Source organism: Bacteroides ihuae (assembly GCF_900104585.1).
Classification (GTDB): domain Bacteria; phylum Bacteroidota; class Bacteroidia; order Bacteroidales; family Bacteroidaceae; genus Bacteroides; species Bacteroides ihuae.
Map to the genome: position 1 here is coordinate 641,059 of NZ_FNVX01000005.1, position 20,001 is coordinate 661,059.

Below are 20,001 nucleotides of genomic sequence, written 5' to 3' on the forward strand. Positions count from 1 at the left end.
TTAGATGAAACGATTTGCTTCACATTATTTACTATTGCCTGGATACGGATTGTTGAAACAATACGTCGTTGAAATTGAAGGAGGATGCGCCGTGCGTGCATTTTCTTTAAGTGAGGAATCGGAACGTGTTCAATGGATGCCCGGAGTAAGCATTTTGTTGCCAAAAAAAGAGGGCGAAAGTTTGCATGAAAAACCTATATTGTTGTTGGATGCTATATGCTCTATGTTACATTGCAGCAATCAACTAACTGAGATTCCTATTGATATACTGACTGATTTTACTAGCAGAAAGCTTTCACTGTATCGTCTCTATCCGTTTGATTTTACCGCTATGCTCCCTACTGAGTGGACTAAGATAACACCCTTGTTATAATAATTGCGAAGGTGCAACCATTTGTCTGCGAAACTCACCGCATACTACAGCTGTAGCTATTGCAACATTCAGTGATTCGGATGTTTCTCTTTCCTGAGGATAATTAGGAATATACAAACGGTGGTTAATTAGATTTTCTACTTCTTTGCTAATGCCATTTCCTTCATTTCCCATAATAATGATTCCCGATTCGGCCAAAGGCTTTTGATATATATTTTCTCCATCCAAAAAAGTACCATATACAGGAATATCTTTTAGCAAAGCAATTAAATCGGGGAGTGATGTATAGTGTACTTTTACGCGAGCAATAGCTCCCATGGTGGCTTGTATGGTTTTGGGATTATATACGTCTACTGTTCCGAGTGAGCAAAAAATTTGTTCAATGCCAAACCAGTCCGCTAGTCGTATGATTGTTCCTAAATTTCCAGGATCCTGAATATCATCCAAGGCCAATGAAAGAGATTTCTTTGTTGTCTCTATCTCTATTTTTGGGTTTGATTGCTCGAATATAGCAAGTACTTGTTGTGGCGTCTTCAGTAGACTGGCGCGAGAAAGCTCTTCGGCAGAGACTTCTACTATTTCGTTGGCAACAACAGAAGGGTGTTTACTTAGCCATTCGGTAGTAGCAGCTAGATAGCGGCAAGGAAAATGCCCTAATAGATCACCTACTAATTTGGGCCCCTCACCTAAAAATGAATTTTCTTCTTTGCGTATTTTCTTTTGTTCCAGTGAATGGATGTATTTTATTTTATTTTTGCTTAATGGCATAATATTATTTATGTTTGTATTTTTTTTGCAAATCTATGAAGATATTCTTAATTCATCTCAATACTTCCAGTTCTTTTTCTTTTCTCAAACGGAAAATATGGCTTATCTTTGTAAACCATTACATGAAATTTATATAAATGTGCATGAGAAGAAGCTTCTTTCACACGATACAGCTTGCAGTTATTTTGGCACTTGCTTCATGCTCTGCCACAAAATTTGTACCCGATGGCTCGTATCTGTTGGATGAAGTTGCCGTACAGACGGATAACAAGAAAATAAAACCCTCAGAACTAAAAAAATATCTACGTCAAAATCCCAATACAAAGTGGTTTAGTTTAATTAAGACGCAATTATACATATATGATCTTTCGGGAAGAGACTCTACGAGATGGTATAATAAAACATTTCGGAAGATGGGTGATGCCCCTGTGATATATAGCGCTATAGATGCTGAGCGTTCTAAGGAGGAATTGACCAAAGTGCTCCAAAATATGGGCTATATGGGAGCGAAGGTTGACTATGCAACAACAATTAAAAAAAAGAAGTTGAAGCTAACTTATCAGGTTACTTCAGGAAAACCTTATATAGTACGTCGCCTCAAATATGATATTGAGGATAAAAAAATAGCCCATTTTATGCAAAGTGATTCGCTCAATTCTTTGCTTAACGAGGGAATGTTGTTTAGTGTAAATGATTTGGATGCTGAGCGCCAGCGGATCACCAATAATTTGGCACAAATAGGCTACTATAAATTTAATAAAGACTTTATTACTTATACAGCGGACACTGTTAGGAATACTTATCAAGTTGATCTTACTCTTCATCTGTTGCGCTATAAAACATATGTAGCCGATGTGCCAAAAGACCATGAACAGTATAAAATAAATAAAGTCAGCTTTATTACTGATTATGATGTACTTCAGTCTTCCGCACTGAGTAGCATTGAAATCAATGATTCCTTGCATTATAAAGGATATCCAATCTACTATAAAGATAAGCTGTATTTGCGTCCCAAAGTCTTGACGGATAATTTAAGAATTCTTCCGGGAAGCTTATATAACGAACGTGATGTTCAGCGTACTTATACCTATTTAGGTAGACTTTCAGCATTGAAGTATACAAATATTCGTTTCTTCGAGACACAAATAGCTGATAGTACTATGCTGAATTGTTATGTGATGTTGACTAAAAGTAGGCACCAATCGGTTTCTTTTGAAATCGAAGGTACGAATTCGGCGGGTGATCTTGGTGCAGCAGCTTCTGTCTCTTTTCAACATCGCAACTTGTTTCATGGTTCTGAAACTTTTATGCTTAAGTTCAGAGGTGCATACGAAGCTATCTCTGGATTGCAGCAAGAATATAAAAATAACAACTATACAGAATACGGTGCTGAAGCGAGCATTCGTTTTCCTAATTTTCTTTTTCCATTTCTTTCTACTGATTTTAAAAGACGCATTAGAGCTACTACTGAATTTGGACTGCAGTATAATTCTCAGTTAAGGCCCGAGTTTTCGCGTAAGGTAGCCTCTGCATCATGGAGTTATAAATGGTCAAATCATCCACGAGTTCAGCATCGTTTTGACTTGCTCGATGTGAGTTTTCTTTATATGCCGTGGATGTCAGATACGTTTAGACAAAAGTATGTAGATGCTGGCCAAGCTTATATTCTAGAGTACAATTATAAAGATCGTCTGATTGTGCGTACAGGTTATACGTACAACTATAATAGTACAGGTGGAGTATTAACCAATAATACGATTGCTTCTAATTCATATTCTATTCGTGCAGGAGCAGAATCGGCAGGAAATCTTCTTTATGGAATTTCCCATATTATACACCAATCAAAGAATAGTGATGGTGAATATACAATTCTTAGTATACCTTATGCACAATATTTGAAAGGCGATTTCGATTTTGCGAAAAATATCGTTATCGATGAACGTAATTCAGTAGCTTTTCATACAGGATTTGGTATTGCGGTTCCTTATGGGAATGCGAAAATTGTTCCTTTTGAGAAACAATATTTTTCAGGTGGTGCTAATAGTGTGCGTGGATGGTCCGTTCGTGGATTGGGACCTGGCTCTTTTCCCGGAGATGGTAATTTTTTGAATCAGTCTGGTGACATAAAATTCGATGCAAGTATTGAGTATCGAAGTAAATTGTTTTGGAGAATGCAAGGAGCTGCATTTGTTGATGCCGGGAATATTTGGACGATACGCAATTATGAGAATCAGCCGGGAGGGCAATTTCACTTCGACAAATTTTATAAGCAAATAGCATTCGCTTATGGATTAGGAATCCGATTGGATCTTGATTATCTTATCTTTCGTCTTGATGGTGGAATGAAGGCTATTAATCCTGTATATAGTACTGGAAAGGATCGTTATCCGATACTCAACCCAAGTCTAAAGCGTGACTTTACATTTCATCTCGCAGTAGGTTACCCTTTCTGATATTTATGTTTTGATTGTTGTTTTCTAATGGATTAAGGCTGTTTACAATAATATAAAATCCCTCTTGAGTAGAGTTTTGTACTCTAGACAAGGGGGATCTTAAATATTATGGCCTATCGTGCAGCGAAGAATGCATTATTCATGGCAACTTTTCGTGCAGCCATCATTCCCTGAGCATCCAGTGTTACATTCATTGTTTCACCATCAGGTAGATATAATTCGGCTGTTCCGTCATTGTTCATTTTCAACAACTTAGTGCTATTACCCTCATAAACAGCATTCCAAGTATTAGCCGCTTTATTATAAATCAAATTCATCGTTTGGCCATCTTTACTAATGCTATAACCATCTTCAAGAGTTTTGACCATATAATCACCATTTTCTCCTTTTACAATTTTTGTGGTGCCTACATTAGCACTAGCAGGGTTGGACCCTGTCCAGAACTCAATAGAATTGAGTACAACGATATCAACTAATGCTGCTATAGGATAGATCGGAACAATGTTGCAAGCAACGAAAACGAGTTCGTTAACAAATTTATTACCTATTGTTTGATTCCAGTCGAGTACTTTATGCCATAAAGTGAAAGACCCGATACATGAACTGAACAGCAGTGTGCCACTTAAGAGATAGGCACAAAGAGATATTTTCCTTCTTTTCATAAATACTTTTTTAATTAATGGGTGTAAATATAGTCATATTTTTGTGATAGGGGTGTTTAAACAATGCTTATATTATCTATCGGGCATTATTCTATTTCTTGTGATTGCATATTTTAATAAGTAGTCTGTCAAAGGAAAATTTGCCAGGACCTACAAAATACATCAAGACAAATACGCTTAAATAAATGAAGGCCATCTCTTTAACTGCAAATGTATCGTTATCATGAATCACAAAGAGGGCTACTGACATAGTAATAATCATGGGGATCATTGATAATCTATATAAAAAACCGAAAATAAAAGCTACAGCACAGACCAATTCTCCAAAGATTGCTAGTGTCAAGGATGCGGAACTTCCTATTCCAAGAGGATCTGGAAAGGCTGCCGACATTTGATCAAAGGCATTCCATTTCTGTATGCCATGGTTTATAAGCAACATTCCAAACAGTATTCTCATGGCTAAAAGAAAAAGCGAAACTTTTGTGTCATTTGGTTTTATGGGGAATAAAAATTTGTAAATCATCATATTTCTTATGCTTTTTAGTTAATATGAGTTTATAACGAAAAGAATGCTAAAATTGTTTGACAGCCAGTCAATATATTAAAATGATACATTTTGGAAGGTAAAAGTAGCTCAAAGAAAATCCCTGATTATACTTGAATAATAATCATATTCAAAGAATAATCAGGGACTGTATAAAATGCCGTTATATTAGAATCTGAAATCAGATAATATATTGAGAACTGATAGATTCGTTGTTTACTACTCGCTTGATCGTTTCCGCAAACATTTCGGCTATACTAAGTTGCTTTACCTTGGAGCTATTCTTGCAATAGGGTATGCTATCAGTAAATACGATTTCTGAAAGGGCTGATTCAGTTACTCTTTCCGACGCTGGATCAGACATTACACAATGACTTGCGATGGCTCTTACTGATTTTGCGCCTGCTTCCAACATTATGTTGGCTGCTTTTGTTATTGTGCCTGCAGTATCTACTATATCGTCGATTAATACAACATTTTTCCCTTCTACATCACCAATAATTTGCATTGTTGCTACTTCATTTGCTTTTACGCGAGATTTATTACAAAGTACTAATGGAACACCCAAGTATTTTGAGAAAGTACTTGCTCTTTTAGAGCCACCAACGTCAGGAGTGGCAATAACCAGATTTTCTAATTGTAATGATTGAATGTATGGCAGGAAAACTGCAGAGGCATATAAGTGGTCCACAGGAATATTGAAAAAGCCTTGAATCTGATCAGCGTGTAAATCCATTGTAATTAAACGGTCAATCCCTGCTACTGCAAGCAAATCGGCTACTAATTTGGCACCAATAGAAACACGCGGTTTGTCTTTCCTATCTTGACGGGCCCATCCAAAATATGGAATTACGGCAATGACGCTTTTTGCAGAGGCTCTTTTTGCTGCATCAACCATTAATAGAAGTTCCATTAAATTGTCTGAGTTGGGATAGGTGGACTGAACCAGAAATACATGAGAACCCCGAATAGACTCTTCGTAAGAAACGGCGAATTCACCATCAGCAAAGTGGGTGATATTCATATTTCCTAATGGACAATCAAGAGTGGTGCAGATTTTCTCTGCCAGGTATCTCGATCTAGTGCCCGAGAATACCATGAAAGGTGTTTTTTCGCTCATTATTGTAATAGTTGTAACCTATTTGTTAATTTGCATGCAAAGGTATGAATTCTCTCATCAATCTAAAAGACTTATGTGGAAAAAATATTTCTGCTCTTGTTTTCTTGGCTCTATGCTTGTATTGGATCGATAATAAAACAGATTACATGAGCTGTTTATTTGGAAAAAATAGTAGATTTGCTTTCTTAAAACAAGATTTTGCAAAATGAATCCCCGCTTATCCATAATTACTTTGTGCCTGCTGTTTGCGTCAGCCTTTTTTTCATGTGTAGACATGGCACCTACCAAAGAAGTGCGATTCATTGATTCTCTCAATCAACAAGCTTATCTTTTCCGTTATAAGAATATTGATTCATCGTTTTGGTTTGCTCAAGAAGCTTATCGTGAAGTTAGTTTGTATAGCCAAGGGAAAGCCGAAGCTTGTAATAACTTGGCCTTTTGCGCTTTTATGCGGATGAATTTTGAGATGGCCGAACGATTGCATAAGCAAGCGTATGATCTGACCAAAAATGAGCTTGAACTACTGATTGCTGATGTTGGACTAATGAAGGTCTATCAGCGAACAGCAATGAATAAAGAATTCTATGATTATCGTAACAGTGCCATTAGACGCATGAAACGAATAGATGAGGACCGTAATTTATTTGTAGATAGTCATGAGCGAACTCGTTTAAATTACGCTTTTTCCGAATTTTCCATCGTTTCGGCCATTTATTACTTTTATCTTCAACAACAGCCTGAGGCTGTGGCTTCGCTCAACGAAATTAAATTGGAGGACGATTTGGCTGCTGATACAAGTCAGTTACTTTATTATCATTATATTAAAGGATCGGCAGCCCTGTGTGGCGGTGAAACCCCTGAACTCCGTAAGATAAACGAGTTTGATGAATTGTATACTACGTGGCGTATGGCTTCTCAACATAAATATGTCTATTTTGAAGGTAATGGTATACAAGGGTTGGCCAATCTTATGATAACTCCTGGCAATTTTGCTTTATTTCAAACCAGGCGTCTGCATGCATTGAATCAATTTGGAGTTAACATCGATACTTTATTACCTCTACGTTTAGCCGAAATTTCATTGAAAAAGTTTCGCCGCTACAATGATCTCTATCAAATAGCAGCGGCATACGTTACTATTGGGAAATATCTCAATACTCATGGCCGCTATTCTGAAGCACTCGATACACTCACTAAGGCACTTAATTGCGTCAACTATCATCATCAACTTTATTATTCACAACATCATGATTCGCTGCATGTAGATATCTTAAGGCCTTTTATTGACAGAGATACTCTTTATACCGAACTTAGCTGGATGGGTAAAGGGAAAATAAAGACTGTACCCGAATGGATATCTCGCATTCGTGAACAGTTGAGTGTATCGTATGCAGGTATGGGCATGAAAATTCCTTCGGACTATAATCGTAATATCTACCTTGCTATCTTGGAATATACCCGGCAAGATAAATTATTTGAGAGCCGTTATCAAGCGCTAGAACTGGAATCAAGGCAACTCAATTTACTACTTTTTTTTGTAATACTAGGATTACTGTGTGTACTTGTTCTATTTTGGATATTTAATAAGCGTTCTAAAAAACGGAACTTGATGCATATATCCCGATTGAAACTCACGTTAGATATTTGCCAAAAAATAACAGCATCTATCCCTGCTACGATTTCTGAAGAGGAGGAAATAGTGCAGGCTATTACTGTGGCTATTCAGCCAGATATGGAGAAACTGTTTGGAGTCAGAGCTATCTCTGTTAAGTTGGGAGATGGAGAACGTATGGCTGTAGATGATCATATTATCAATGAATTTCTAAAGTCGGATTTTAGTCTCTATGTGCCAGATAAAGAATTGCCTATCGGATTACTAACGCTTTATACCCTTCGTAAATTGACGAAAGATGAACACGCACTGATTCGTGTTATCACGCCCTACATAGCGTGGGCTCTTGATAATGGCATGACGTTTATATCTTTGGGTGATGAACAAAAGATACTAGAAAAGCAACGTTACGTTTACGAACAGCACATTGCACGGAATAAACGTCAAAACCTAATAAAAAAGTCGTGTATGGCTATTGTTAATGGTATAAATCCTTATATAGACAGAATTATCAATGAAACACATAAGCTTACTAATAAAGGATTTATCAATAGTGCGACGATTAAAAATGAAAAAATTCAGTATATCGATGAATTAGTAACGACCATCAATGAATACAATGATATACTGGCACTTTGGATAAAGATGAAGCAAGGTACACTGAGCTTGAATATAGAAAACTTTATGCTTGATGAGCTTTTTCTTCTGGTTGGTAAAGGGCGCAGAACATTCGATATGAAACATCAGGTACTTGATATAAGACCTACAGATGCCGTTGTAAAAGCTGATAAAGCACTTACGCTCTTTATGATTAATACACTGACCGAAAATGCTCGTAAATATACTGCAGAAGGTGGTACAATACGTGTCGGTGCGCGTGTTACGGATGAATATGTGGAAATTTCGATAGAAGATAACGGAAGTGGACTTTCGGCTGCTGATGTGGCTCGTATTTTAGGCGAAAAGGTATATGACTCTCGCATAATAGGTCTCGATAATACCGCTAATCCCGAAGAATTGAAACAAAACAAGGGAAGTGGCTTTGGTCTGATGAACTGCAAGGGAATAATTGAAAAATACAGAAAGACAAATGGCCTGTTTCGTGTATGCCAATTTAGTGTGGAGAGTACTGTCGGTAAGGGGAGCCGCTTTTATTTCCGTTTGCCTCAAGGCGTGCGAAAAATGCTAAGTGTTCTAACGTTTTTTCTGTTATCTGCAACATTTGTGTCATGTAATAATGACTCTTCTTCGATGAAAGATTCTGTCTCAACAGACTCTGTTACTACTGATTCTGCAAAAGGATATGAAACATTGCTTAATGAAGCTTCGCTCTTTGCCGATACGGCTTATTATTGCAATGTGATAGAAGATTATTCACTTGCTCTGCAGTTTGCTGATTCGGCTATAAATCGATTGAATCGTCATTATAAAAAATATGCCCGTTTTCCACATGCTTACATGAGTTTGTATGGAGATGGAAGAACACCTGCCGAGATTGAATGGTGGAATACGATGTTTGATTCCGATTTTCATGTTATTCTTGATATTCGTAATGAAGCATCCGTTTCGCTGTTAGCTTTGAAGAAATGGGAAGCTTACGGTTATAACAACGCTGCTTATACTTCTCTCTATAAACTGTTGGGTGAAGACCAATCGCTCGAAGACTACTGCAGGCAGTTAGAAAGATCCACAACAAACAAGTCTGTAGGCATCATTCTTTGTTTGTTTTTGCTTACTTCTTTGCTTATAGGTTACTATATTATATATGTGCGTAAGAGGTTAATCAATAGATTTAATCTTGAGCAAGTGCTGGAAGTCAATAAGACTGTATTTGCTTCCTCTCTGTTGCGCTCGCAAGAAACAACGGAAGTAGTGCTTCGGGAAGAAGAAACACTGAAAGAAATCCCTCAACATATTGTAGATAAGTCGTTTGATTCAGTCAACGAACTCTTGATGATAGACAGTATTGGAATTGCTGTTTATAACGAAACGGCTCATAAGTTGGAGTTTACGTCCAATCCTCGAAGCGAAGCAATGCCGCATGTTGTGCAATGTTGCTTCGATGAACAAACTCATTTGTATGAGGATACTCTTCAAGCACTTCCATTGATCGTTGATGCGGGAAGTAATAGACAATGTGTGGGCGTGCTTACTATTGGTAAACAAGAGCGGGGAGATCAAGAAGCTGATCGTCTGCTAATAGAACTAATCGCTCGATACGTAGCTATTGTGGTATTTAATGCTGTAGTAAAACTGGCAATGAGATATAGGGATATTGAATCGGCCCATGAAGAAACCCGTCGCGCGTCTTTGGAAGATAACTTGCTACATGTGCAAAACATGGTGTTGGATAATTGCCTCTCCACCATTAAGCACGAAACCATCTATTACCCGAACAAGATAAAACAGATTATAGATAAGACCCAATTACAGAATCTCTCACCTGCAGAAGAAAAAGAAAATATAGAAGCAATTGCCGAATTGATAGAATACTATAAAGGAATTTTCACGATACTCAGTTCGTGTGCTTCACGACAGTTAGAAGAAGTTACTTTTCGTCGTTCGACTATATGTGTCACAGATCTTTTTGAACATGCAGAGAAATATTTTCGCAAGATGAGTAAGAATCATCCGAATCGGATCTTTCTTTCTTTTCAACCAGTGGAAGCTTTGGTGATGGGGGATTTACAATTGCTCTGTTTTTTATTCGAAAATCTTATAGACGAAGCTTTATCTGCTCCTTGCGATGGAGAACTAGAATTGCAAGCCCGATTCGATGGAGAATATGTACGATTCTTATTTACCGACAAACGTCGGCAGAAGACCGTAGAAGAACTGAATCAACTATTTTATCCCAATCTTAGTCGAATGACAGCTGGTGTGCAAGGTGAGTTAGCCGGTACGGAATATTTGGTGTGTAAGCAGATTATTCGTGATCATGATGAATTTGCTCTTCGGCGCGGTTGTCGCATCAATGCCGAGCCTGCAGTTGGTGGAGGATTCACGGTTTATTTCACTATTCCTAAACGAGAAACTAAAGTAATAAAATAAAGAAAGATGGAAAAAAAACAGTTTAAAGTAATTATAGTGGAAGACGTTAAACTCGAACTGAAAGGAACCGAAGAAATCTTTCGTCATGAAATACCCAATGCAGAAGTCATCGGCACAGCTATGACCGAGAAAGAGTTTTGGCCTCTTATTGATGACCGGCGGCCCGATATGGTTTTGCTTGATCTTGGCTTAGGGGGTTCTACTACGATAGGTGTTGATATCTGTCGCAACATCTATAAGCGATATCCTGATGTGCGAGTACTTATTTTTACCGGCGAAATTTTGAACGAAAAACTTTGGGTAGATGTGCTTGATGCAGGAGCTGAAGGCATTATTCTAAAGACAGGTGAATTGCTTACTAAAACTGACGTACAAGCTGTAATGGACGGTAAAAAATTAGTGTTCAATTATCCAATTCTTGAAAAGATAGTAGATCGGTTCAAAAAATCTGTATCCAATGATGCGCGTAGGCAAGAGGCTGTTATCGGCTATGATATTGATGAATATGATGAACGCTTTCTGCGTCACTTGGCTTTGGGGTATACCAAAGATATGATCGCAGCTCTCAAAGGTATGCCTTTTGGGGTGAAGTCGCTCGAGAAAAGACAAAACGATCTTGTGGGTAGGCTTTTTGCAGAAAGAGATAGGATAGGAGTGAATGCTACCCGCCTCGTTGTTAGAGCTCTCGAACTTCGCATTATCGATATTGATAACCTTGAAGCAGATGAAGAATAAGTGGCGCATGCCTCATCCCGCTACGATGTTCTTCTTGCTTACGTTGGTCATCGTGTTTTTTTCGTGGATCTTTGATATCTACGGGCTGAATGTTGTCCATCCTCAGACAGGAGATGAAATTCGTGTGCAAAGTCTGCTGAGTCCTGAAAGTATCCGTTGGTTACTGCGTAATGTAGTTACAAACTTTACAGGCTTTGTTCCCTTGGGATTGGTCATTGTCGCTCTTTTTGGTGTTGGAGTAGCTCAACATTCAGGCTTCATCGGAGCATGCATTCGCCGCGGAGTAAGGAAGCGGCCCAATCCACGCCGAATCATCCTTTGGGTTATCTTTTTGGGAGTGCTTTCCAACGTGCTGGGTGATGCAGGATATATTATTCTGCTACCTATAGCAGCCACCCTATTCTATTCCGTCGGGCTTCATCCGATAGCCGGTATTATCACTGCTTATGTCTCTGTGACTTGTGGCTATAGCGCTAATATAATGCTTGCTACACTGGACCCTTTGATGGCAACTATAACGCAAGATGCAGCCTTAAACACATCGCGCTTCAGTGAGAATATTGGCCCTCTTTCTAATTACTATTTTATGTTCGTTTCGACTTTTCTAATAGCTGGTATCATCTACTTTGTTACGCGTAGGCACCTACTTCCCATTCTAGGAGAGTACAATGGTAATATACATGCTGAAGGGTATAAACCACTCTCACGTAAAGAGCGCAGAGCACTTATCATATCTTTACTGATAGGTATACTTTACCTAATCGTAATTCTTTTAGCTACTTTCTCTCCCTGGGGTATACTGCGTGGCGTAAATGGAGGACTTATTCGCTCTCCTTTTATCATGGGTATTCTATTTCTTATCTCTTTCGGTGCAGGACTTATGGGCATGGTTTACGGTTTTGCTTCTGGGCGCTATCGTACTGATGCTGATGTTATCGAAGGTCTGATAGAACCAATGAAGATGTTAAGCATTTATTTGGTGATAGCTTTTTTTGCCGCTCAAATGTTTGCTTGCTTAGAGTATTCTCATTTAGATAAATGTTTGGCTATTGGTGGTGCTGATATTCTTTTATCTTTTGATATAAGTAATATGGGAATCCTTTTATTATTTATATTGTTCACTGCTGTAATCAATCTTATAATGGTGTCATCCACAACTAAATGGGCTTTTATGGCTTTTATTTTCGTTCCAGTATTTCAGCGGCTTGGTATTGCTCCTGAACTAACGCAGTGTGCTTATCGGATAGGTGATAGTTCAACCAACGCTCTTACACCTTTCTTATTTTATATGCCATTGGTGCTTAGTTATATGCAGTATTACGAACGACAAGTCAGTTACGGAATATTGCTCAAGTACACTTGGCGATACTCTGTTTATATCCTTCTAGTTTGGACACTTCTTTTTTTTCTTTGGTACATAAGTGGTTTACCCTTAGGATTATAGCTTTGGTTCGGGAGAAAAGTAGATAAAAAAGTAGCTGAATCATTTTGAAATTTCATAAAAAGCACTACCTTTGCACCGCATTTAAGGCATTTAAGGCCGGTTCCGTAGCTCAGCTGGATAGAGCAACGCCCTTCTAAGGCGTGGGTCGCGCGTTCGAATCGCGCCGGGATCACATCAGTTAACGAGCTGTAAGTCAATGATTTACAGCTCGTTTTCTCATACTCAAAATATTGAAATATTTTCCCAAGAAATGGCTAATTTACCCATATATAAGCAAACTGCTTGTCGAAATGTTTGTCGAAAAATACTAAGATTATGGCAGTACTTCATTTAGCAATCTTGAAGTCAATACAAAATTCAAATGGAAAATCCCCGTACTTATCGCAGTTACACAGCGTAGAGAGGTTCGTTGCATTAAAACCGGTTATGTAGTAGATGAGCTCTATCGGCTCGATAATGGGTTGATTGCTTGTCGAAAAGACGCAAAAGCGATGAATCAGCATCTAAAGTATGTTCTTTCAGGGTATCATGGAGAAGCTTGATAGCATTCTGGATCTGCATGTGTGTAATATGCTACAAATCAATAGCATCATGAAGTATTGAAAATGACTTCAACTTCGCGTCCCTATCGTAAATATTGCTCGAAACCATCAGTTCATCAATTCCGGTTTCAGAGATAAATTGGGACAGCTTGTTTCTCAAAGTATCCTTTCCTCCTGTAAAAGTGCAAGCCATCATACTATTTACTGCTGAACGCACTGCTGAAATTCGATAAGCTTCTGGTAATTTCCCCGGCGGCTGTATGGGTTTGCGTGAATTAGTAACCAGCCCAAGAAATAGCATTATTAAGCTTGTTGACAGAAATTCTGCTTCTTCATCGGTTTCACCGGCAAACACATTGACACATGCCATTACATAAGGCTGCTTTAACTGTTTGGAGGATTTGAAGTTATTACGGTATATCTCGATTGCCATACGGAATTGTGCAGGAGCAAAATGAGCGGCAAACGCATAAGGCAATCCCATTTCTGCTGCAAGGTAAGCACTGTCAGTACTTGAACCTAGAATCCAAAGCGGTATGTCTAGTCCTTCGCCCGGGAAAGCTCGTACCTTTGAGGAACTGTTCTCTTTGCTAAAATAAGCCTGCAATTGCTTAATATCGCTAGGAAAATCATAGGTTGTAGCCATATTGTTTCGCCTTAATGCCATAGCTGTTAACTGGTCTGTTCCTGGCGCACGACCCAACCCGAGATCGATCCTTCCCGGATAAATTGTGTCCAAAGTTCCAAATTGTTCCGCTATCACTAATGGACTGTGGTTCGGTAACATGATCCCTCCTGACCCAACACGAATGCTACTCGTTTTAGAGGCAACCTGACCTATTAATACCGCTGTAGCAGAACTCGCGATATATTCAATATTATGATGTTCTGCCATCCAAATACGTTTGTATCCTAGGGATTCAGTGTGTTTAGCTACTTCAACAGTCCGTTCGATGGCACTGCGCAGATTTCCTCCTTCAACAACTGTTGCCAATTCAAGGACGGATAAGGGTATTTGATTCATTATTAGTGCTTTAATGGGAAATGTGCCTTGTATTATATGAAATGAATTTCTAACTGTTAATCGGTTAGGAAAGTTAGAACAGTTGTAGACTTGAATAGTTCGGTTTTCTCACTAGTAAAAACAGGTAAATGTAGGAGCAACTGGAAGAGAGTGTTTCTTTGAGTGTCTGGTTCTAAATTTCAGCCTCTCTGATTTCAGAAATCACCAACTTTCTCGTCTGGGTGGTACAAAGAGCATCGTGTATGACACAGATATAATTTCTGCGAATCGTTTTTGGCTGATTCCACGTGCTTGTAATTCATCTTTCAGCACATCGCCGGGATGTGTGGGTGCGTATGGTCTTAACTTGTTGCTCATAGTTATTTTGTATTGCTCTTTAATCAGTTATTAATGCTGTCGAACAATTTGGCCGAAATCTGTCATAAGATAGTTATAAGAAATACCCCATTTATATGCCCCGTAGAGGGTGCAAATAGCGTCTTTTTAACATAAAAAAGAAGAGCCGGCACAAATTGTACCAGCTCAACACTCTTCTAAATCATTGTATGTCAGGCTTTTAAGCCTTGTCGGGGTAGCGGGATTCGAACCCACGACCCCCTGCTCCCAAAGCAGGTGCGCTAACCGGACTGCGCTACACCCCGAATACTTTATTTGATTACCATCTTTAAAGCGAGTGCAAAGGTAGGGTTATTTTTTAAACTTGCAAATAATTGGCTAAAAAAAGTGCTTATTTATTTGACTTTTTTTTAGCCAATTTCATAAATCGTTGATTAGCAGTGTTTTCTATATTTGGCTTTATATAGCTCAATGTAGAAAGTTTTATGGCTCTTTTTCTGAGTGCTCGCAGTAGTCGTAACAACTGATGGGATGATAAGAGGAAATATTGTATAAAAGAGACTTTTAGTATTCCAGATGAATTACTTTCACTACATTTTCTATGAGAGGATTCAAAAAAGCATAAGGAGTATTTCCGGAAAGTCTTTTTATCTCTCTCGACAAATGTGGTACATCATAGTAACCAGCTTCAACAGCAACCGATAGTAGGCTATTAAAATAAGTATTGTTTCTTAGTATATCAATGGCATTCCAAAATTTCACAATCTGACTATATTCTTTTGGGGAATATCCTGTGTATATCTTAAATTTACGTTCAAAATGTCTTTGACATAAGCATATATCGGATGATAATGTTTTTATGGAGATCTTACCTTTACCTTGTTTTATACGGCTAACTGCTAATATAATTTGTTTATCACTATTTCTATTTGAATGAATCAACTGTTGTATAAGACACTTCTCTATCATATTGATTCTTTGCTGAATATTATTGTTTTCGCATAGTCTTTCTGCAAAAGAGTGTTCGAATATAGTCGGTAAATCATCCGTGTATAATTTCTGATTTACCAGTTCAGACAAAGGTAGTTCTATAAATTTAGAAAGTCCGCAAGGACGAAATCGAACGCCTAGGATATGTACATTTTGGGTATGTGCGACTAACTCAGTGTAAGTATTCATCGGACCAACAAAGTACGAGCAGTGTGAATGCATTGTCAATGATTGGTCTACATAAGCAGCTGCATTTCCTATCGTGAAAACAACATCAGCACAACCATGTGGCGGAACACTGAATTTTATTCCATATTTCGTTTCTCCTTCATATTCCCAATATCTGTCAATATATGGGGACAATATGTTACATGGTTGATATTCTTTATACATAATGCAAAGATAATTATAGTCATACATATTTATGTAGAACCTAGGGTTTTAGTGAGTCTTGATTTATAATTTTGTTTGCTTCCAATTACAGTGAAGCAGAAAATACAGGGATAAGATTAATAATCCCGAAAAATAGATATGCTCAGATGTCCAAAGTAACGTTAGCTTTGGTGTATAATTAGCAATTATGGTGATATAACCAATATATATAATCAGTGAAATGATAGCTATCCATAGTGATGATAGAGTGTTTCCGGTTCCTGATACAGCACAGAACCAAACAAATGTCGGTATTGCAATTAAATAGGAAGAGAGCATCACTAACAAGGGAGGAATTGAGCTAGTAATCAGTTCGATATTATCTGTATAAATTCGCAATACAAAAGTTGGGCATATTGCAATAAAGAAAACTACTGGGAGTATGAAGGCATAGCATAAATAAATCATTTTCCGACAAAGTTTCATCACTTCGCTGTGTTTTCCCTCTCCGATTAGATTGCTTACTAAAGAACTGTTTACAGAAGCAAATGATTGGACAAACATAAATAAGAAAGACGATATATTGCGGACTATATTTGTGGTTGCCAGTGATCGCTCTCCTAAATGCTCTACTGCAATAAAAAACACAAACCAACCGCCAAAAACTAATCCATGTTGAATCATCATCCAAATAGAAACGCCCAAGACTTTTTTCAATATACTTGTGTTTATAGTGTATGACTGAAACAAACCGTATTTTTTATAATCAATTTTTAGTCTGATATAGATTAAGAAGAAGATAGTGGCTGCCGCTTCTGAAATAGACGATGCGATGGCTGCACCTGTTATGCCAAGAACAGGAAAGCCAAACTTCCCAAATATTAGAACATAGTTTAGGATTACATTTGTCAGTACCATCACAATAGAGTTGACTGTAAGAATTTTAGTGTTAACTGTTCCAATAAAAAAGGCTCTGAGCATTACGATGATGAAAGAAAAGAAGAATCCATAGATACGCCAATTCAAATAGCTCATTGTTGCTTGATAAACTTCTTTGGAATCTATCAGAAATCTTAATAGTGACGGCGAATACAGATAAGAAGATATAAATAATAGTGTTGCAACCAATAACAAAAAAATAGTTCCTTGTGTAAATACTTCACCTGTTCGAAAATATTGTTTATTTCCATTGTAACGGGCAATTAGCACTTGTGCTCCGATGCTAAAGCCAAAACCTATCATATAGATAATCATGTAATATGTTCCGGCTAAAGCAGAAGCAGCCAACTCTGTTTCTCCAACTCTTCCTAAGTAAGCGGTGTCTGTAAAACCTATTAAGTATTCTAGTAATAGGCTAACCAAAACAGGAAAAGTAATCTTACAAATGTGTTTATAGGATATTTGCATCTTTGTTTTCTTGAGGGCAAAGATAGCTTGCGTAAAACTTGTGAGGTTGTATAAATTCGACTTTGTATTTCAGTTCTGTTAGCCATTACTGAGCTTCTATAAAAACTTAAGTGTTGCATAGATAATCTATCATATTTACTTTGCGTAAGTATGATATGATGGGGGCGACGTTATAAAGCTTTTAAATAAAGGAATTTATAAAAGGATTCTTATTCCTTTGCTGTATGCTCGGTGCAGCAACAGCAACTGATGGGATGATAAGAAATAAGAGTGCCATATTTATCAAATTCGTAGTGGCAACAGTTCATCAGGGCATCTTTCAGCATCTGCCTTCCACGCTGAACGCGCGATTTTGCACCTGATACTGAAATGTTCAACTCTTTGGCTAACTGAATCTGAGATAACCCCTGAAGTTCCACCATTTTTATTGCCTGAGCATATTTCTCCGGTAGAGAGTTGATCATTCTCTGCAGACCGGATGCTATTTGTTCTATTTGATTCTCTTCCGTTTGGCTCTCCATTTCATCACTGGCACTTAATTCTTCTTCAGAAACCACTTCAATATCCGAAAGTTGCATCTTCTGTTTTCGATAGTAATCATTAATGGTGTTTTTGGCTATCTGATAGACCCAGATACAGATCTTTGTATCGTCTTTTATCGAATGAATATTCTCATGTATTTTAATGAAAACTTCTTGTAGAATATCATCAGCAAGTGAAGCTTCCGGCATTCGCTTAACAATATAGACTTTTAGTTGGTCCGAGCATGCCCGCCAAATTGATTCAGTATTATGATCCATAATTTTATTCTTTACTGTAATTCAGATATTTGTGAATCCCGAGTGGGCTTATGCAAAACGAACTTTTGGCTTTCTAAGCTTATCCTATCACAAAAGTAGAATAAAGAATTAATCTTTAGAAATATTTGATCGTATTTTCAGAAACTTCGGGCAAGCGACTTTTGCTAAGTAAAGGATTGCATTTAATCATCAAATAAAATCTGAACGATGCAGTTGCCTCAACTACGGCGTTCTCTTTCATTAACTGCACGGTTCTGTTGACGCAACTGCACCGTTCTGTTGAAACACTTTGTGGATGTGTGTGTTCTTGTTAGATAAAAACATTTTTAGTATAGACTTTGCGTCTTTTTTAAGAAACCTGCGTCTATATAATTAAAAGATAAATTCAGTAACAACCTATATGGCATTACATAGCAAAGACTTCTCAGTGGCTGTAAACAGGGCTCGTCCTAATTTAATCACCATTCAATTAATACGCCTGGCATTACCGGTCATTGCATCTTCCTTTATGACTATGGCTTATAATTCTATCAATATAATCTTTGTTGGTAAGTTTGGTAGTGAGGCAGTTGCCGCAGTGGGGTCCGCTGGATTTTACATGAATTTAAGTTGGGGCGTATCTTCTCTATTGACAGTTGGTGCAGGAATAAAAGTCTCCCATGCTATTGGTGAAGGCAATATACACCTTGCGAAGAGTTATGTAAAGAATGGCATCTGGGCTGTTATCATGCTAGCTTTACTCTGTAGTGTTTTGTTGATTATTAGCAGAACCTATCTGATTGGTTTGATTCAACTGAATAATCCCGCAATTGAAAAGGCGGCAGCGGGCTATTTGCTTTTGATTGCTATGAGCATTCCTTTCTTGTTTCAAAATTTGTTTTTCACCAGCATATTTATTGGTTATGGAGATAGTCGATCCCCATTTCGAATTAATGCAACTGCGCTGATAATGAATATCTTGCTAGATTTTATTTTTATATTCCAGATTGGTTTAGGCATCAGAGGGGCTGCTATTGCCACCATTCTATCTCAGGCAACTGCTACTTTGCTATTCTACCGAAAATTGAATAAGACAGACGATTTGAAGCCCATGGGCACCACGTATCAATATGCATTACTGAAAGATATTCTAAAGTTGGGGCTGAGTCCCACAATTCAGCGCATTTCTTTCACCGCTGTGGCTATTATGATGGCTCGTATCATTAGTGATTGGGGCGCCACAGCCATCGCTGTTCAAAAGGTGGGGATACAGATTGAAGCAATTTCGTTTATGACGGCAGGTGGATTTGTTTCGGCTTTATCCACCATTTCAGGGCAGGCTTACGGAGCAAAAGATTATCGGAAACAATGGACAGCCTTTCGATCCGGAATGTATCTCGCTTTTGTAATTGGTAGTATTACCTCCGTTTTGTTGATCACTTTTCCCGGTTTTTTGTTCTCAATATTTTTAAGTGATACAGAGAGTATAGCTATGGGACGAGAGTATCTAACAATTTTAGGTTTTTCTCAACTTTTTATGTGTATGGAGTTAATGGCCACCGGAGCTTTCTTTGGTTGGGGGCGAACGAATATACCGGCAATTACAGGAATCCTGTTTACAGTACTCCGAATTCCGATGGCTCTTATTTTTATTGACTTCTGGCAACACTCGCTCTCATCTGTTTGGTGGAGCATTAGCATAAGCAGCATTGCAAAAGGCGTAGTACTTGTAACACTGTATATTGTCCTTTTTAAATTATTTATAAAAAAACATCATTCAAACTAAGAT

The 20,001-nt window shown here is 37.9% G+C and carries 15 protein-coding genes and 2 tRNA genes; 7 read left to right on the top strand and 10 right to left on the bottom strand.

Features of this window, described 5'->3' with window-relative positions:
• Positions 1–4: 4 nt before the first annotated feature.
• The gene (locus BQ5338_RS08090) at positions 5–373 is read left to right on the top strand and encodes a hypothetical protein (RefSeq protein ID WP_071146307.1); all 369 of its coding nucleotides are present in this window, start codon (positions 5–7) and stop codon (positions 371–373) included.
• Here BQ5338_RS08090 and BQ5338_RS08095 read toward each other — a convergent pair.
• The gene (locus tag BQ5338_RS08095) at positions 368–1,141 is read right to left on the bottom strand and encodes a TrmH family RNA methyltransferase (RefSeq protein ID WP_071146308.1); all 774 of its coding nucleotides are present in this window, start codon (positions 1,139–1,141) and stop codon (positions 368–370) included. The genes BQ5338_RS08090 and BQ5338_RS08095 overlap by 6 nt on opposite strands.
• A 143-nt stretch (positions 1,142–1,284) precedes the next feature.
• Here BQ5338_RS08095 and tamL point away from each other — a divergent pair, with 143 nt between their 5' ends.
• The gene (gene tamL, locus BQ5338_RS08100) at positions 1,285–3,594 is read left to right on the top strand and encodes a translocation and assembly module lipoprotein TamL (protein WP_071146309.1); all 2,310 of its coding nucleotides are present in this window, start codon (positions 1,285–1,287) and stop codon (positions 3,592–3,594) included.
• Between the two features lie 113 nt (positions 3,595–3,707).
• Here tamL and BQ5338_RS08105 read toward each other — a convergent pair whose 3' ends face one another.
• The 3 genes from BQ5338_RS08105 to BQ5338_RS08115 form a co-directional block, all read right to left on the bottom strand.
• Positions 3,708–4,256 carry a DUF3332 domain-containing protein gene (locus BQ5338_RS08105; protein WP_071146310.1) on the bottom strand — a complete coding sequence of 183 codons (549 nt, stop codon included), beginning with the start codon at positions 4,254–4,256 and terminating at the stop codon, positions 3,708–3,710.
• A gap of 91 nt (positions 4,257–4,347) precedes the next feature.
• Positions 4,348–4,779, bottom strand: coding sequence for a DoxX family protein (locus BQ5338_RS08110; RefSeq protein ID WP_071146849.1), 432 nt, complete (start codon positions 4,777–4,779; stop codon positions 4,348–4,350).
• Positions 4,780–4,981: 202 nt separating this feature from the next.
• Positions 4,982–5,920 (bottom strand): ribose-phosphate pyrophosphokinase, encoded by a 939-nt coding sequence (locus BQ5338_RS08115; RefSeq protein WP_071146311.1) that lies wholly within the window; start codon positions 5,918–5,920, stop codon positions 4,982–4,984.
• 205 nt (positions 5,921–6,125) lie between these two features.
• On the opposite strand from BQ5338_RS08115, the gene BQ5338_RS08120 reads away from it, so the two are divergent.
• The 4 genes from BQ5338_RS08120 (at position 6,126) to BQ5338_RS08135 (ending at position 12,934) form a co-directional block, all read left to right on the top strand.
• Positions 6,126–10,583: a DUF5113 domain-containing protein gene (locus BQ5338_RS08120; RefSeq protein WP_071146312.1), complete on the top strand. Its 4,458-nt coding sequence runs from the start codon at positions 6,126–6,128 to the stop codon at positions 10,581–10,583.
• Positions 10,584–10,589: 6 nt separating this feature from the next.
• Complete coding sequence (locus BQ5338_RS08125) at positions 10,590–11,318, top strand: DUF5932 domain-containing protein (protein ID WP_071146313.1); 729 nt, start codon at positions 10,590–10,592, stop codon at positions 11,316–11,318.
• On the top strand, positions 11,308–12,762 hold the full coding sequence (locus tag BQ5338_RS08130; RefSeq protein ID WP_139265213.1) for an AbgT family transporter: 1,455 nt from the start codon (positions 11,308–11,310) through the stop codon (positions 12,760–12,762). The genes BQ5338_RS08125 and BQ5338_RS08130 overlap by 11 nt, the downstream gene beginning before the upstream one ends.
• A gap of 98 nt (positions 12,763–12,860) precedes the next feature.
• Positions 12,861–12,934: transfer RNA gene (locus tag BQ5338_RS08135), tRNA-Arg, on the top strand.
• A gap of 401 nt (positions 12,935–13,335) precedes the next feature.
• Here the strand turns inward: BQ5338_RS08135 and BQ5338_RS08140 are convergent.
• The 6 genes from BQ5338_RS08140 to sigZ form a co-directional block, all read right to left on the bottom strand.
• Positions 13,336–14,328: an LLM class flavin-dependent oxidoreductase gene (locus tag BQ5338_RS08140; protein ID WP_071146314.1), complete on the bottom strand. Its 993-nt coding sequence runs from the start codon at positions 14,326–14,328 to the stop codon at positions 13,336–13,338.
• 201 nt (positions 14,329–14,529) lie between these two features.
• Positions 14,530–14,685, bottom strand: coding sequence for a helix-turn-helix transcriptional regulator (locus tag BQ5338_RS16495; protein ID WP_235816394.1), 156 nt, complete (start codon positions 14,683–14,685; stop codon positions 14,530–14,532).
• Positions 14,686–14,894: 209 nt separating this feature from the next.
• Positions 14,895–14,969 (bottom strand) — tRNA-Pro (locus tag BQ5338_RS08145).
• Positions 14,970–15,228: 259 nt separating this feature from the next.
• On the bottom strand, positions 15,229–16,047 hold the full coding sequence (locus tag BQ5338_RS08150; RefSeq protein ID WP_071146315.1) for a helix-turn-helix domain-containing protein: 819 nt from the start codon (positions 16,045–16,047) through the stop codon (positions 15,229–15,231).
• 63 nt (positions 16,048–16,110) lie between these two features.
• Positions 16,111–17,433 (bottom strand): MATE family efflux transporter, encoded by a 1,323-nt coding sequence (locus BQ5338_RS08155; RefSeq protein WP_071146316.1) that lies wholly within the window; start codon positions 17,431–17,433, stop codon positions 16,111–16,113.
• A 209-nt stretch (positions 17,434–17,642) separates the two neighbouring features.
• Positions 17,643–18,233, bottom strand: coding sequence for an RNA polymerase sigma factor SigZ (gene sigZ, locus BQ5338_RS08160; RefSeq protein ID WP_071146317.1), 591 nt, complete (start codon positions 18,231–18,233; stop codon positions 17,643–17,645).
• Between the two features lie 400 nt (positions 18,234–18,633).
• Between sigZ and BQ5338_RS08165 the strand changes: the two genes are divergently transcribed.
• Entirely contained in the window at positions 18,634–19,998 is a 1,365-nt protein-coding gene (locus tag BQ5338_RS08165; RefSeq protein WP_071146318.1) for an MATE family efflux transporter, read from the top strand.
• Positions 19,999–20,001: the final 3 nt, after the last annotated feature.

What these genes read in the sequence shown, in the direction of transcription:
- BQ5338_RS08090 (WP_071146307.1), top strand. Translation starts at nt 5, where the DNA reads ATGAAACGATTTGCTTCACATTATTTACTATTGCCTGGATACGGATTG.
- BQ5338_RS08095 (WP_071146308.1), bottom strand. Translation starts at nt 1,141, where the DNA reads ATGCCATTAAGCAAAAATAAAATAAAATACATCCATTCACTGGAACAA.
- tamL (WP_071146309.1), top strand. Translation starts at nt 1,285, where the DNA reads ATGAGAAGAAGCTTCTTTCACACGATACAGCTTGCAGTTATTTTGGCA.
- BQ5338_RS08105 (WP_071146310.1), bottom strand. Translation starts at nt 4,256, where the DNA reads ATGAAAAGAAGGAAAATATCTCTTTGTGCCTATCTCTTAAGTGGCACA.
- BQ5338_RS08110 (WP_071146849.1), bottom strand. Translation starts at nt 4,779, where the DNA reads ATGATTTACAAATTTTTATTCCCCATAAAACCAAATGACACAAAAGTT.
- BQ5338_RS08115 (WP_071146311.1), bottom strand. Translation starts at nt 5,920, where the DNA reads ATGAGCGAAAAAACACCTTTCATGGTATTCTCGGGCACTAGATCGAGA.
- BQ5338_RS08120 (WP_071146312.1), top strand. Translation starts at nt 6,126, where the DNA reads ATGAATCCCCGCTTATCCATAATTACTTTGTGCCTGCTGTTTGCGTCA.
- BQ5338_RS08125 (WP_071146313.1), top strand. Translation starts at nt 10,590, where the DNA reads ATGGAAAAAAAACAGTTTAAAGTAATTATAGTGGAAGACGTTAAACTC.
- BQ5338_RS08130 (WP_139265213.1), top strand. Translation starts at nt 11,308, where the DNA reads ATGAAGAATAAGTGGCGCATGCCTCATCCCGCTACGATGTTCTTCTTG.
- BQ5338_RS08140 (WP_071146314.1), bottom strand. Translation starts at nt 14,328, where the DNA reads ATGAATCAAATACCCTTATCCGTCCTTGAATTGGCAACAGTTGTTGAA.
- BQ5338_RS16495 (WP_235816394.1), bottom strand. Translation starts at nt 14,685, where the DNA reads ATGAGCAACAAGTTAAGACCATACGCACCCACACATCCCGGCGATGTG.
- BQ5338_RS08150 (WP_071146315.1), bottom strand. Translation starts at nt 16,047, where the DNA reads ATGTATAAAGAATATCAACCATGTAACATATTGTCCCCATATATTGAC.
- BQ5338_RS08155 (WP_071146316.1), bottom strand. Translation starts at nt 17,433, where the DNA reads ATGCAAATATCCTATAAACACATTTGTAAGATTACTTTTCCTGTTTTG.
- sigZ (WP_071146317.1), bottom strand. Translation starts at nt 18,233, where the DNA reads ATGGATCATAATACTGAATCAATTTGGCGGGCATGCTCGGACCAACTA.
- BQ5338_RS08165 (WP_071146318.1), top strand. Translation starts at nt 18,634, where the DNA reads ATGGCATTACATAGCAAAGACTTCTCAGTGGCTGTAAACAGGGCTCGT.